Annotated in this window: 1 protein-coding gene; it reads left to right on the top strand. The window is 74.5% G+C overall.

Going from position 1 to position 15,819, the window contains the following annotated elements; genetic code table 11:
• Window positions 1-25: 25 nt before the first annotated feature.
• A complete protein-coding gene (locus tag ACIG87_RS03670; RefSeq protein WP_396847836.1) occupies window positions 26-15,817 on the top strand; it encodes an SDR family NAD(P)-dependent oxidoreductase in 15,792 nt (5,263 codons plus the stop codon).
• The last annotated feature ends 2 nt before the right edge of the window (window positions 15,818-15,819 follow it).

Consider the following 15,819-nt stretch of genomic DNA (forward strand, 5'->3'; position numbering starts at 1 on the left):
GACGAACGAACGTGGAGGAGGGGTTATGTCGGCGCCCGACGAGCAGATCGTCCAGGCACTGCGTGCCTCGCTGAAGGAGAACGCCCGGCTTCAGCAGGAGAACAGCGCGCTTGTCGCCGCAGCCGCGGAGCCCATCGCGATCGTCTCGATGGCCTGCCGGTACGCCGGCGGCATCCGTGGCCCCGAGGACCTGTGGCGGGTGGTGACCGACGGCACCGACGTCTACACCGGCTTCCCCACCGACCGTGGCTGGGACCTGGAGGGTCTCTACCACCCGGACCCGGACAACCCCGGGACGACGTACGTCCGGGAAGGGGCCTTCCTGCACGACGCCGGGCAGTTCGACGCCGCGTTCTTCGGGATCTCGCCACGTGAGGCCCTGGCGATGGACCCGCAGCAGCGGCAACTGCTCGAGGTGGCGTGGGAGACCTTCGAGCGGGCCGGCATCGACCCGCACTCGGTGCGGGGCAGTGACGTCGGCGTGTTCGCCGGGATAGTGCACCAGGACTACGCACCCGACCTCAGCGGGTTCGAGGGGTTCCTCAGCCTGGAGCGCGCCCTGGGCACCGCGGGCGGTGTCGCCTCCGGCCGGGTCGCGTACACGCTCGGGCTGGAGGGGCCGGCGGTGACGGTCGACACCATGTGCTCGTCGTCGCTGGTGGCCGTCCACCTGGCCGCCCAGGCGCTGCGCCGGGGCGAGTGCTCGATGGCGCTGGCCGGCGGTGCGACAGTGATGGCGACACCCGGTGGGTTCGTCGGCTTCGCGCGTCAGCGCGGCCTCGCCTTCGACGGGCGTTGCAAGTCGTACGCCGCGGGTGCCGACGGTTCGTCCTGGGCCGAGGGCGTCGGCGTGCTGCTGCTGGAGCGCCTGTCGGTGGCCCGGGAGCGGGGGCACCAGGTGTTGGCGGTGATCCGGGGCAGCGCGGTGAACCAGGACGGCGCGTCCAACGGGCTGACCGCGCCGAACGGCCCGTCGCAGCAGCGGGTGATCCGCAACGCGTTGACAAGTGCCGGACTCCGGCCGGCCGAGGTCGACGCCGTGGAGGGCCACGGCACCGGCACCGTCCTGGGCGACCCGATCGAGGCGCAGGCGTTGCTCGCCACGTACGGGCAGGGTCGGGATCCACGGCAGCCGCTGTGGCTCGGCTCGGTCAAGTCCGTCATCGGCCACACCCAGGCGGCATCCGGGGTGGCCGGTGTGATCAAGACGGTGCTGGCGCTGCGCCACGGGTTGTTGCCGGCGACCCGGCACGTGGACGCGCCCACGCCGCAGGTGGACTGGTCGGCCGGTGCGGTCGAGCTGTTGACCGAGGCCCGCGACTGGCCGCGTAACGGTCATCCCCGGCGGGCCGGGGTGTCGTCGTTCGGCGCCAGCGGCACCAACGCGCACCTGATCCTGGAAGAAGCACCGGAGGAGGCGACGCCGACCCCGCTGGAGCCGCCGCCGACCGGGGCCGTTGCGTTGGTGGTGTCGGCGCACACCACCACGTCGCTCGCGGCGCAGGCGGGTCGGCTGGCGTCGTTCGTCGAGGGCACCGGGGTGCCGCTGGCCCGGGTGGCCGGGGCGCTGGTGTCGGGCCGGGCCACGCTGGGTGAACGCGCCGTGGTCGTCGCGGGCTCGACCGACGAGGCAGCGGCCGGGTTCGGTGCGTTGACGCGCGGTGAGAACGCGCCCGGTCTGGTGACCGGCTCCGGTACGCCGGGCCCGGTGGTCTGGGTGTTCCCGGGCCAGGGCACGCAGTGGGCCGGCATGGGCCGGGAGCTGCTGGACTCCTCCCCGGTGTTCGCGGCGCGGATCGCGGACTGCGCCGCCGCGCTCGAACGATGGGTCGACTGGTCCCTTGTCGACGTGCTGCGGGGAGACGTCGACCCGGCGGTGATGAAGCGGGTCGACGTGCTGCAGCCGGCCAGCTTCGCGGTGATGGTGGGCCTGGCCGCGATCTGGACGTCGGTGGGCGTACGGCCCGACGCGGTGGTCGGCCATTCCCAGGGTGAGATCGCTGCGGCCTGTGTCGCCGGCGCGCTGTCGCTCGACGACGCGGCCCGGGTGGTCGCGCTGCGCAGCCAGGCGATCGCCGCCACGCTGTCCGGGCGCGGCGGCATGGCCTCCGTGGCCCTGAGCGAGGACGAGGCGACCCAGCGACTGACCGCGTGGGTCGGCCGGGTCGAGGTGGCGGCCGTGAACGGCCCGTCGTCCGTGGTGATCGCGGGGGACGCCGATGCCCTCGACGAGGCCCTGGACGTGCTGGACGACCAGGGCGTGCGGGTGCGGCGGATCGCGGTGGACTACGCCTCGCACAGCCGGCACGTGGAGGACGTCCGCGACATCCTGGCCGACGCGCTGGCCGGGGTCGCGGCGCAGGCGCCGACGGTGCCGTTCTACTCGACGGTGACGGGGGAGTGGATCCAGGCCGCCGGAGTCGTGGACGGTGGCTACTGGTACCGGAACCTGCGCAACCAGGTGCGGTTCGGGCCGGCGGTCTCCGACCTGCTCGCCCAGGGGCACGGCGTGTTCGTCGAGATCAGCGCGCACCCGGTGCTGGTCCAGCCGATCAGCGAGATCGTCGACAGGGTCGGCGGCGACGTGGTGGTGACCGGTTCGCTGCGGCGCGACGAGGGTGGCCTGCGCCGGCTGCTGACGTCGATGGCCGAGCTGTACGTCCGGGGCGTCCCGCTGGACTGGGCCGTGCTCCTGCCCACCGGGTCGGGGACGACGCCCGTCGAACTGCCCACGTACGCCTTCGACCACCAGCACTACTGGCTCCGGATGGCCGAGTCGGCCACCGACGCGACCTCCCTGGGCCTGGTCGGCGCCGATCATCCGCTGCTGGGCGCGGTGGTGCCGCTGCCGCAGTCGGACGGGCTGGTCTTCACCTCGCGCCTGTCACTGCGGACGCACCCGTGGCTCGCCGGTCACGCGATCGGCGGCGTGGTGATCATCCCCGGCACGGTCTACGTCGACCTCGCGGTACGGGCCGGCGACGAGTTCGGCTTCGGCGTCCTGGAAGAACTCGTGATCGAGGCGCCGCTGGTGCTGCCCGAGCAGGGCGGGGTGCGGCTCCAGGTCGCGGTCGGTGGGCCGGCGGAGACCGGGCTGCGCCCGGTCTCCGTGTACTCCCTGCGCGAGGACGGCACGGACACCTGGACCCGGCACGCCACGGGACTCCTGTCGACCACGCCGACGACACCGGCGGCGACGGGATTCGACTTCACCGCGTGGCCGCCGCCGGGTGTGCACCAGGTCGACATCGCGGACTTCTACCCCGACCTCGTCGGCCGTGGTTACGCCTACGGGCCGGCGTTCCAGGGGCTGCGCGCGGTGTGGCGGCGGGGCGACGAGGTGTTCGCCGAGGTCGCGCTCCCCGACGACCAGCGGGAGGACGCCGGCCGGTTCGGCATCCACCCGGCGCTGCTGGACGCCGCCCTGCACACCAACGCCTTCGCCAACCCGGACGACGACCGCCGGGTGCTGCCGTTCGCGTGGAACCGGTTGGTGCTGCACGCCGCCGGCGCGTCGGCGCTGCGGGTGCGGGTCGCGCCGTGCGGGCCGGACGCGTTGTCGTTCCAGGCCGCCGACGAGACCGGCGCTCCGGTCGTGACGATGGACTCGCTGGTGTCGCTGCCGGTCTCCGCCGACCAGCTGGAGACGGCGGCGCAGGAGAGCCACGACTCGCTGTTCCGGGTGGAGTGGACCGAACTGACCCCGGCCGCCGCGCTCTCCGCACCGTCCTGGACGTCGGTCGCCACGGCGGACGACGTGGTGGCCCTGGCGCGGAGCGCGGCCGTCGCACCGACCGCCGTCCTGCCGGCGGTCGGGGACGACGACGGGCCGCTGGCGCTGACCACGCGGGTGCTCGCCGTCGTCCAGGCCTGGCTGGCCGAGGCCGGGCTGGCGGATGCGCGGCTGGTGGTGGTGACCAGGGGCGCGATGCCCGCGGGTGACGGTGTGGTGAGCGATCCCGCCGGCGCGGCGGTCTGGGGTCTGGTCCGGGCCGCCCAGGCGGAGAACCCGAACCGGTTCGTCCTGGTCGACGCCGACCCCGCCGACGCGGACCCGATGCTGGGGGCGGCGCTGGCCAGCGGCGAACCGCAGCTCGCGGTGCGCGGGAAGACCCTCTCCGCGCCCCGGCTGGCCCGTGCCGCAGGGCAGGAGCCGGGCGCACCCGACGTGTTCCGGTCGGAGGGGACCGTGCTGGTCACCGGTGGGACCGGGTCGCTGGGTGCCATGATCACCCGGCACCTGGTGTCCCGGCACGGGGTGCGCCGCCTGGTGATGGCCAGTCGGCGGGGTCCGGCCGCCGACGGTGTCGCGGAGCTGGTCGCCGACCTGACCGAGCAGGGCGCGGACGTGTCGGTGGTGGCCTGCGACGTGTCCGACCGGGAGCAGGTCGCGGCGCTGCTGGCGGAGCACCGCCCGACGGCTGTCGTGCACATGGCCGGCGTCCTGGACGACGGCGTGATCGGCGCGTTGACCCCCGAGCGACTGGCCGGCGTCTTCGCCCCCAAGGTGGACGCGGTACGTCACCTCGACGAGCTGACCCGTGACACGGATCTGGACGCCTTCGTCGTCTTCTCGTCGGCCGCCGCGCTGATGGGCTCCGCCGGTCAGGGTAACTACGCCGCGGCGAACGCGTACCTGGACGGGGTGATGGCCGACCGCCGGGCGGCCGGGCTGCCGGGCGTGGCGTTGGCGTGGGGCCTGTGGGAGCAGCGCACCGGCCTGACCGCCCACCTCAGCGCCGTCGACCAGGCACGGATGAGCCGTGGCGGCGTCCTGGCGATGACCCCGGCCGAGGGCACCGCCCTGTTCGACCTGGGCCTGCACGCCGACCAGGCGCTGTTGGTGCCGATCAAGCTCGACCTGAAGGCGTTGCGGGCCCAGGCCGGGACCGGCGGGGACGTCCCGCACCTGCTGCGCAGCCTGGTCCGGGTGGGCCGGCGGGTGGCGCGGGCGTCGGCGGGCGACAGCGGCGGACTGGTCCGTCGGCTCGCCGGGCTGGCACCGGAAGAACAGGAAACCATCCTGGTGGGCATCGTCCAGGCCGAGGCGACCGGCGTGCTGGGCTTCAGCGGGCCGGAACTGGCGCAGGGCACCCGCCCGTTCAGCGAGATCGGGTTCGACTCCCTGACGGCGGTCGAGCTGCGCAACCGACTGAGCGCGGCGACCGGTGTGAAGTTGCCCGCCACGCTGGTCTTCGACTATCCCACCCCGGTGGCGTTGGCCCGTCACCTGCGGGCCGAGCTGGGCGACACGGTGGCCGGCACCACCACCACGGTCACCGCGCCCGCCGACCCGGACGAGCCGATCGCGATCGTCGGCATGGCCTGCCGGCTGCCCGGTGGCGTCACCGACCCCGACGACCTGTGGCGGATGCTGTACGAGGGTCGGGAGGGGATGTCCCCCTTCCCCGACGACCGGGGTTGGGACCTGGCGGGCCTGTTCGACCCCGATCCGGATCGTCCGGGCACGTCGTACACGCGTCAGGGCGGTTTCCTTCAGGGCGCCGGCCTGTTCGACGCCGGCTTCTTCGGGATCTCGCCGCGGGAGGCGCTGGCGATGGACCCGCAGCAGCGGCTGCTGCTGGAAGCCTCGTGGGAAGCCCTGGAGCGGGCGGGCATCGATCCGACCAGGGTGCGCGGCGACAACATCGGTGTCTTCACCGGTGTCTCCATCCACGACTACCTGGAGTCCCTGAGCAACATGCCGGCGGAGCTCGAAGGCTTCGTCACCACCGCGACCGCCGGCAGCGTGGCGTCGGGCCGGGTGTCGTACACGTTCGGTTTCGAGGGGCCGGCGGTCACCGTCGACACGGCGTGTTCGTCGTCGCTGGTGGCGACGCACCTCGCGGCGCAGGCACTGCGGCAGGGTGAGTGCTCGATGGCGCTGGCCGGCGGGGTCGCCGTGATGGGCTCGCCGATCGGCGTGCTCGGCATGTCCCGGCAGCGGGGGTTGGCCGAGGACGGGCGGGTCAAGGCCTTCTCCTCGACCGCGGACGGCACGGTGTTGTCCGAGGGCGTCGCCATCGTGGTCCTCGAACGGCTGTCGGTGGCCCGGGAGCGGGGGCACCAGGTGCTGGCGGTGATCCGCGGCAGCGCGGTGAACCAGGACGGCGCGTCCAACGGCCTGACCGCGCCGAACGGCCCGTCGCAGCAGCGGGTGATCCGCAGCGCGCTGGCCAACGCCGGCCTGTCGGCCTCCGACGTGGACGCGGTGGAGGCCCACGGTACGGGCACCGCGCTGGGTGATCCGATCGAGGCGCAGGCGTTGCTGGCCACCTACGGCCGGGACCGCGACGCGGACCGGCCGCTGTGGCTGGGTTCGTTGAAGTCGAACGTCGGGCACACCCAGGCGGCTGCGGGCGTGGCGAGCGTGATCAAGATGGTGCAGGCGCTGCGGCACGGGGCACTGCCACCCACGCTGCACGTGGCCGAGCCCACCCACCAGGTCGACTGGTCCGCCGGTGCCGTCGCACTGCTGACCGAGGCCCGGGACTGGTCACCCAACGGCCGACCGCGCCGGGCGGGGGTGTCGTCGTTCGGGATCAGCGGCACGAACGCGCACCTGATCATCGAGGAAGCGCCGACCGACGACGTCCGGGACCTTCCCGTGCAGGAGCAGCCGGACGGCGTGGTGCCGCTGGTGGTGTCGGCGCGGAGCACCGGTGCCCTGGCGGGCCAGGCGGGTCGGCTGGCGGCGTTCCTCGACGGGACCGACGAGGTGCCGCTGACGCGGGTGGCGAACGCGTTGCTGTCGACCCGGGCGGTGCTGGGCGATCGGGCCGTGGTGGTGGCGGGCTCGGCGCAGGAGGCGTCGACCAGCCTGGACGCGCTGGCCCGCGGCGAGAGCACGGCCGGTGTGGTGACCGGCAGCGTGCGCGTGCCGGGGAAGCTGGTGTGGGTGTTCCCGGGCCAGGGGACGCAGTGGGTCGGCATGGGCCGGGAGCTGCTGGACACCTCCCCGGTGTTCGCCGAGCGGATCACCGGGTGCGCCGCCGCGTTGGAGCGCTGGATCGACTGGTCCCTGGTGGACGTGCTGCGCGGCGAGACCGACCCCGAGCTGATGGACCGGGTCGACGTGCTGCAACCGGCCAGCTTCGCGGTGATGGTGGGGCTGGCCGCCGTGTGGGCGTCGGTGGGTGTGGTGCCCGACGCGGTGGTCGGCCACTCGCAGGGCGAGATCGCCGCGGCCTGCGTGGCGGGCGCGTTGTCGCTGGAGGACGCCGCGCGGGTCGTCGCGTTGCGCAGCCAGGCCATCGCCGCCGAGCTGTCCGGACGCGGTGGCATGGCATCGGTGGCCCTGAGCCGGGACGAGGTGGCCGCCCGGTTGGCGCCGTGGGGCGATCGGGTCGAGATCGCCGCGGTCAACGGTCCCTCCTCGGTGGTGATCGCCGGTGACGCCGAAGCGCTGGCCGAGGCGGTGGAGGCGCTGGGCGGCCGGCGGGTGGCGGTGGACTACGCGTCGCACACCTGGCACGTCGAGGACGTCGAGGACGAGCTGGCCGAGGCGTTGATCGGGATCGACGCACAGGCGCCGGTGGTGCCCTTCTACTCCACGGTCACCGGTGGGTGGATCCGGGACGCCGGGATCGTCGACGGTGACTACTGGTACCGGAACCTGCGCAACCAGGTGCGGTTCGGTCCGGCCGTCGCCGACCTGATCGACCAGGGTCACCGGGTGTTCGTGGAGGTGAGCGCGCACCCGGTGCTGGTCCAGCCGATCAACGACGTCGTCGACGGCATCGAGGGCGACATCCTGGTGACCGGCACGCTGCGCCGCGACGACGGTGGCGCGCGACGGCTGCTGACCTCGATGGCCGAGCTGTTCGTGCACGGTGTGGCGGTGGACTGGAGCGCCGTGCTGCCGCCGGTCACCGGTCGGGTCGACCTGCCGACGTACGCGTTCGACCACCAGCACTACTGGCTGCATCCGGCGGTGCCGGCGGACGCGCCGTCGCTCGGGATGGCCAGCGCCGACCATCCGATGCTCGGCGCGGTCGTACGGCTGCCGCAGTCGGACGGGTTGGTCTTCACGTCACGGTTGTCGGTGCGGTCGCACCCGTGGCTGGCCGAGCACACGGTCGACGGCGTCGTGGCCGTCCCGAACGCCGGGCTGGTCGAACTGGCGGTGCGCGCCGGGGACGAAGCCGGGTGCCCGGTCCTCGACGAACTGGTGATCGACACGCCGCTCGTCCTCCCCGCGCACGGTGGCGTGCGGGTGCAGGTCGCCCTGAGCGGGCCCGGCGCGCACGACGTACGCACGGTGGGCATCTACTCGCTGCGCGAGGACACCGGCGACGAGGTGTGGACGCGGCACGCCACCGGCGTCCTGTCGCACACGCCCGGGACACCGGAGTCGTTCGACTTCGCCGCCTGGCCGCCCCCCGGTGCGCGCCCGGTCGACGTCGAGGAGCTCTACGTCGACCTGGCCGAACGCGGCCACCGGTACGGGCAGTCGGGCCAGGCGGTACGGGCGGCGTGGCAGCGGGGCGGTGAGGTGTTCGTCGACGTCGCCCTGCCCGAGGAGCGGAGCGCGGAGGCGGCCGGATACGGCATCCACCCCGTGTTGCTGGACGCGGCCCTGCACCCGGCCCTGCTGGCGACGGACGAGGACGGGGCGCAGCCGCGGCAACCGCGGGACTGGCACGGGCTGGTGCTGCACGCCGTGGGCGCGTCGACGCTGCGGGTACGGCTGGTGTCCGCCGGCGGCGACACCGTGTCGCTGGCCGCCGCCGACGACACCGGCGCGCTGGTGGTGACCGCGGACTCACTCGGGCTCCGGCCGCCGCCCACCGGGGGCTCGGCCGCCGCCGGGACGGGCACCCCGCTCGCCAACTCCCTGTTCCAGGTGGAATGGACCGCACTGACCGACGTCGTGGGCGTGCCGGCCCCGTCGTGGACGCCGGTCAGCACCGCCGACGAGGTGGCTGCCCTGACCGACGTACCTGCGGCGGTCGTGCTGGAGGCGGCCGGTGCGGGCGAAGCCCTGCCGGTGACGTCCCGGGTGCTGGAGGTCGTGCAGGCCTGGCTGGCCGGATCGGGGCTGGAGGAGTCGCGGCTGGTGGTCGCGACCCGCGGCGCGGTACCCGCGGGGGACGGCGCGGTGCCGGACCCGGCCGGGGCGGCGGTGTGGGGTCTCGTGCGGGCCGCCCAGGGCGAGAACCCGGACCGGATCGTCCTGCTGGACCTGGACCCGGCCGTCGACGAGGGCGCGGAACCCGTGCTGGGCGCGGCACTGGCCAGTGGCGAGCCGCAGATCGCGGTGCGCGGCACGACCCTCTCCGTGCCGCGTCTCGCCCGCGCCGCCCGGGTCGCCGACGCGCCTGCCGTGTTCGGCCCGGAGAGCACGGTCCTGGTCTCGGGTGCGGGCGCGCTGGGCGCCCTGGCCGCCCGGCATCTGGTGAACCGGCACGGCGTCCGGCGTCTGGTGCTGGCCAGCCGGCGGGGTTCGGCCGCCGAGGGAGTGGCCGAGCTGGTCGCCGAGCTCACCGGGCAGGGCGTGGACGTGGCGGTGGTGGCCTGCGACGTGTCCGACCGGGATCAGGTGGCGGCCCTGCTGGCCGGGCACCGTCCGACCGCCGTCGTGCACACCGCCGGTGTGCTGGACGCGGGCGTGATCGAGACGGTGACCCCGGACAAGCTGGCCCGGGTGTTCGCGCCGAAGGTGGACGCGGTGCGGCACCTGGACGAGTTGACGCGTGGGCTGTCGCTGGACGCGTTCGTGGTGTATTCGTCGGTGTCTGCGGTGTTCATGGGTGCGGGTAGTGGTAGTTATGCGGCGGCGAATGCGTTCCTGGACGGGTTGATGGCGCGGCGTCGGTCGTTGGGGTTGCCGGGGTTGTCGTTGGCGTGGGGGCTGTGGGAGCAGTCCACCGGCATGGCGGCGAACACCGACGAGCTGACCAGGGCCCGGATGAGCCGGCGCGGCGGACTCCAGCTGATGACCCAGGCCGAGGGCATGGAGCTCTTCGATGCCGCCCTCGGCACCGGGCAGGCGTTGCTGGTGCCCGCGAAGTTGGACCTGCGCGGGGTCCGCGCCGACGCCTCGGCGGGCGGTGTGGTGCCGCACATGCTGCGCGGCCTGGTCCGCGCCGGTCGGCGGCAGGCACGCTCGGGTGGTGCCGGCGGGGATCGCGGCCGACTCGCCGAGCAGCTGGCCGGGCTCACCCCGGCGGACCAGCTGACCCTGCTGCTGGACCTGGTACGCGGCCAGGTCGCGGCCGTGCTCGGGCACTCCGGTGCCGGCGCGGTCCGGGCGGACGCGGCGTTCAAGGAGGCCGGGTTCGACTCGTTGACGTCGGTGGAGCTGCGCAACCGGCTGCGGGAGGCGACCGGCCTGAAGCTGCCCGCCACCCTGGTGTTCGACCACCCGAGCCCGCAGGCCCTCGCCCGCCACCTGCGCGACGAGCTGGGCGACGGCACGCCGACGGTGGTCGCGCCGACGGTGCTGGCCGCCGACCCCGAGGAGCCGATCGCCATCGTGGGCATGGCGTGCCGGTTGCCCGGTGGGGTGGCCGGGCCGGCGGACCTGTGGCGGCTGGTGGCCGAGGGCCGGGACGCGGTGTCCGGGTTCCCCACCGACCGTGGCTGGGATCTGGAGGGCCTGTTCGACCCCGACCCGGAACGACCGGGCACGTCGTACACCAGTCAGGGGGGTTTCCTGCACGAGGCGGGGCTGTTCGACGCCGGGTTCTTCGGGATCTCGCCGCGTGAGGCGCTGGCGATGGACCCGCAGCAGCGGTTGCTGCTCGAGACCTCGTGGGAGGCGCTGGAGGACACCGGCGTCGACGCGACCTCGCTGAAGGGCGCCGACGTCGGCGTGTTCACCGGCGTCTTCGGCCAGGGCTACGTCGCGCCCGGGGCCAGCGTGGTCACGCCGGAGCTGGAGGGCTTCGCGGGCACCGGCGGGTCGTCGAGCGTGGCGTCGGGCCGGGTGTCGTACGTCTTCGGCTTCGAGGGCCCGGCGATCACGATCGACACGGCCTGTTCGTCCTCGCTGGTGGCCATCCACCTGGCGGCCCATGCGCTGCGCCAGGGCGAGTGCTCGATGGCGCTGGCCGGTGGCGCGACGGTCATGGCGAACCCGGGCGCCTTCGTCGAGTTCTCCCGGCAGCGGGGCCTCGCCGTGGACGGGCGCTGCAAGGCGTTCGCCGCCGCCGCCGACGGCACCGGCTGGGCCGAGGGTGTCGGGGTGGTGGTCCTCGAGCGACTGTCGGTGGCGCGGGAGCGCGGGCACCAGATCCTGGCGGTGCTGCGGGGCAGCGCGGTGAACCAGGACGGCGCGTCCAACGGGCTGACCGCGCCGAACGGCCCGTCGCAGCAGCGGGTGATCCGCCGGGCGTTGGCCAACGCCGGACTGGCCCCGTCCGAGGTGGACGTGGTGGAGGCCCACGGCACCGGCACCGCGCTGGGCGACCCGATCGAGGCGCAGGCGCTGCTGGCCACGTACGGCCAGGACCGGGATCCCGGCACGCCGTTGTGGCTGGGGTCGTTGAAGTCGAACATCGGTCACGCGCAGGCAGCCGCCGGCGTGGCCGGCGTGATCAAGGTGGTGCAGGCGCTGCGGCACGGAGTGTTGCCGGCGACCCTGCACGTGGACGCGCCCACGCCCGAGGTGGACTGGTCCGCCGGCGCGGTCGAGCTGCTGACCGAGGCGCGGGACTGGCCGCGCAACGGGCACCCGCGCCGGGCCGGGGTCTCCGCGTTCGGGGTCAGCGGCACGAACGCGCACCTCATCCTGGAGGAGGCGCCGCCGTCGGACCACACCCCCGACCCCGGGCCGGCCGCGTCCCCGGACGTGCTGCCCGTGCTGGTGTCCGCGCGCAGCACCGCCTCGCTGGCGTTGCTGGCCGGCCGGCTCGCGGCGTACCTCGAGGAGGCTGACGAGGTGCCGCTGGCGAGCGTGGCCGGGGCGCTGGCGTCCGGTCGGGCCGCGCTGACCGAGCGTGCCGTGGTGGTGGCGGGCTCCCGGGCCGAGGCGACGGCCGGGCTCACGACGCTGGCGCAGGGTGGGAACGCGGCCGGCGTGGTCACCGGTCGGGTGGGTGCGTCGGGCCGGGTGGTGTGGGTGTTCCCGGGCCAGGGCACGCAGTGGGCCGGGATGGGTCGGGAGCTGCTGGAGTCGTCGCCGGTCTTCGCCGAGCGGATCGCCGAGTGCGCGGTCGCGTTGACGCCGTGGGTGGACTGGTCGTTGATCGACGTGCTGCGCGGCGAGGCCGCGCCCGAGCTGCTGGACCGGGTCGACGTGCTGCAGCCGGCCAGCTTCGCCATGATGGTCGGCCTGGCCGCGGTGTGGCGGTCGTGCGGGCTGCGCCCGGATGCCGTCGTCGGTCACTCCCAGGGTGAGATCGCCGCCGCCTGCGTGGCGGGCGCGCTGTCGCTCCAGGACGCGGCACGGGTGGTGGCGCTGCGCAGCCAGGCCATCGCCACGGCGCTGTCCGGGCGGGGTGGCATGGCCTCGGTCGCCCTGAGCGAGGACGAGGCGGTCGCGCGGTTGGCGTCGTGGGCGGACCTGGTCCAGGTCGCCGCGGTCAACAGCCCCACCTCGGTGGTGATCGCGGGTGACGCCCGCGCGCTGGACGAGGCACTCGACGCGTTGGCGGGGGACGGCGTGCGGGTGCGGCGGGTGGCGGTCGACTACGGCTCGCACACCAACCAGGTGGAGACGATCCGCGACCTGCTCGCCGAGACGTTGGCGCAGGTGCGGGCGCTGGCCCCGAAGGTGCCGTTCTACTCGACCGTGACCGGCGGGTGGATCCGTGACGCCGGGGTCGTGGACGGCGGGTACTGGTACCGGAACCTGCGCGGCCAGGTGCGGTTCGGGCCGGCTGTGGCCGAGCTGATCGGCCAGGGCCACGGCGTGTTCGTGGAGATCAGCGCCCATCCGGTGCTGGTCCAGCCGATCAGCGAGATCGTGGACGACGCCGATGTCGTGGTGACGGGGTCGGTGCGGCGCGACGACGGTGGCCTGCGGCGGCTGTTGACCTCGATGGCCGAGTTGCACGTCCGGGGCGTGGCGGTGGACTGGACCGGGCTGCTGCCCCCGGCGACGCGGCGGGTGGAGCTGCCGACCTACGCCTTCGACCACCGGCACTACTGGCTGCGGCAGCTCACCGGCTCGGCCACCGACGCGACGTCGCTCGGACAGACGGCGGCCGACCACCCGTTGCTGGGCGCGGTGGTGCAGCTGCCGACGTCGGACGGCCTGGTGTTCACGTCGTTGCTGTCGGTGCGGTCGCATCCGTGGCTCGCCGACCACGCGGTCGGCGGGGTCGTGATCCTCCCCGGCAGCGGGTTGGTGGAGGTGGCCGTGCGCGCCGGTGACGAGGCCGGGTGTTCGGTGCTGGACGAGTTGGTGATCGAGGCGCCGCTGGTGGTGCCCGAGCAGGGCGGGGTACGGGTGCAGGTGGCCCTGGGCGGGCCGGGCGCGAACGGCGTACGCGGCGTGGAGGTGCACTCCCGACGCGACGGCGGCACGGGTAGCTGGACCCGGCACGCCGTCGGTGTGCTGTCGGCGGCACCGAGCGGCGCTGGCAGCGGGTTCGACTTCACCGCCTGGCCGCCACGCGACGCGGAGCCGGTCGACGTCGGGAACTTCTACCCCGACCTGGCCGAGCGTGGCTACGGCTACGGCCCCGCCTTCCAGGGCCTGCGGGCGGTGTGGCGGCGGGGCGACGAGGTGTTCGCCGAGGTGGCCCTGCCCGATGACCTGCGCGCGGAGGCGGGCCGGTTCGGCGTACACCCGGCGTTGCTGGATGCCGCGCTACAGGCCGCCACGGCCGGCGACCCGGCGCAGCAGCCGGGGGAGGCGGTGCTCGCCTTCGCGTGGAACGGATTCGTCCTGCACGCCGCGGGTGCGGCGGCGCTGCGGGTGCGGCTCGCGCCGCACGGACCGGACGCCCTGGTCGTCGAGGCGGCCGACGAGACCGGTGGGCCGGTGCTGACGATGGACTCGCTGGTGTCCCGCCCGGTGTCGGCGGCGCAGCTGGGGGCCGCCGCACACCACGTCCGGGACTCGATGTTCCGGGTGGACTGGACCGAACTGCCCGCGGCTGCCGTCGAGCCGGTGCCGTCCTGGGCGCCGGTGGCCACCGCCGACGACGTGACGGCGCTGGCCCGGGGCAACGAGGTGCCGCCGGTGGCGGTGCTCGACGCCGTCGGCGGCGACGGCGCGCTCACGGTGACGTCCCGGGTGCTGGCGGTCGTGCAGGCGTGGCTGACCGAACCCCGGCTGGAGGAGTCTCGCCTGGTCGTCCGTACCCGTGGCGCCGTACCTGCCGGTGGTGACCACCTGGTGACCGACCCGGCCGCCGCGGCGGTGTGGGGACTGGTCCGTTCCGCCCAGGCCGAGAGCCCGGACCGGATCGTCCTGCTGGACGCCGATCCCGCCGCCGAGGCCGGTGCGGACCTGGTGCTCGTGGCCGGTGAGCCGCAGCTCGCCGTGCGCGGGGACGCCCTCCGCGTTCCTCGACTCGCCCGTGCCACCGGCCAGCTCCGGGATGCCCCGGTCGCCTTCGGCGCACCCGGAACGGTCCTGGTCTCGGGTGCCGGCGCGCTGGGCATCCTGGTGGCCCGGCACCTGGTGACGCGGCACGGTGTGCGGCGGCTGGTGCTGGCCAGCCGGCGGGGTCCGGCCGGCGAGGGGATGGCCGAGTTGGTCGCCGACCTGACCGCGCAGGGCGCGGACGTGTCGGCGGTGACCTGCGACCTGTCCGACCGGGATCAGGTCGCGGCCCTGCTGGCCGCGCACCCGGTGACCGGTGTCGTTCACACGGCCGGGGTGTTCGACGACGGGTTGGTCGGCGGGCTGACCCCGCAACGGCTGGCCGGAGTGTTCGCGCCCAAGGTCGACGCGGTGCGGCACCTGGACGAACTGACCCGGGGACTGGAGCTGGACGCGTTCGTGGTGTTCTCGTCGGTCGCGGGAGTGGTCGGCGGCGGCGGTCAGGGCAGTTACGCGGCGGCGAACGCCTTCCTGGACGCGGCGATGGCCCACCGACGCGCGGCGGGTCTGCCCGGTCTCTCGCTGGCCTGGGGCCTGTGGGAGCGGAGCACCGGGATGGCTGCCCACCTCAGCATCGTCGACCACGCGCGGGCGAGTCGCGGAGGGGTGCTGGAGCTGACCCGGGCCGACGGGTTGGACCTGTTCGACGTCGCGTTGGGCATGGACCAGGCGCTGCTGGTGCCGATGAAGCTGGACCCGGAGGCGATGCGGGCGGACGCCGCAGCCGGTGGCGCGGTGCCGTCGCTGCTGCGCGGTCTGGTGCGCGTGGGCAGGCAGCAGGCCAGGGCCGCGGCCGCGCCGCACGACTCGCTGGCGCGTCGGCTCGGCGGGCTCACCCCGGCCGACCAGGAGGCGCTGCTGCTGGATGTGGTGCGCGGCCAGGTCGCGGCGGTGCTGGGGCATGCGGACCCGCAGGAGGTACGGGCGGACGTGGCGTTCAAGGACGTCGGGTTCGACTCGTTGACCTCGGTGGAGCTGCGTAACCGGTTGCGCGAGGCGACCGGGTTGAAGCTGCCGCCCACGCTGGTCTTCGACTATCCGAACCCGCTGGCGCTCGCCCACCACCTGGGTACCCGGCTGCGCCCGGACGACGCCGCGCCCGGCACCGGCGCGAACGCCGACGAGGCGCGGCTGCGGCGGGCCCTCGCGTCGGTCCCGCTGGCGCGACTGCGCGCGGCAGGACTGGTCGACGCCCTGCTCGAACTCGCCGACACGGGGGAGCCGGACGACGGTGTCGGCGACGAGACCGGTGACGAGCGGGAGATCGGCGACCTGGACGTCGACGATCTCGTGGAACTGGTGCTCGGCGGTGAGTAGTC

It is taken from the genome of Micromonospora sp. NPDC051925 (assembly GCF_044548625.1).
Lineage (GTDB): Bacteria > Actinomycetota > Actinomycetes > Mycobacteriales > Micromonosporaceae > Micromonospora.

Bases quoted from the DNA above. Each gene is read 5' to 3' on its own strand.
- ACIG87_RS03670 (WP_396847836.1), top strand. From the start codon at position 26: ATGTCGGCGCCCGACGAGCAGATCGTCCAGGCACTGCGTGCCTCGCTG.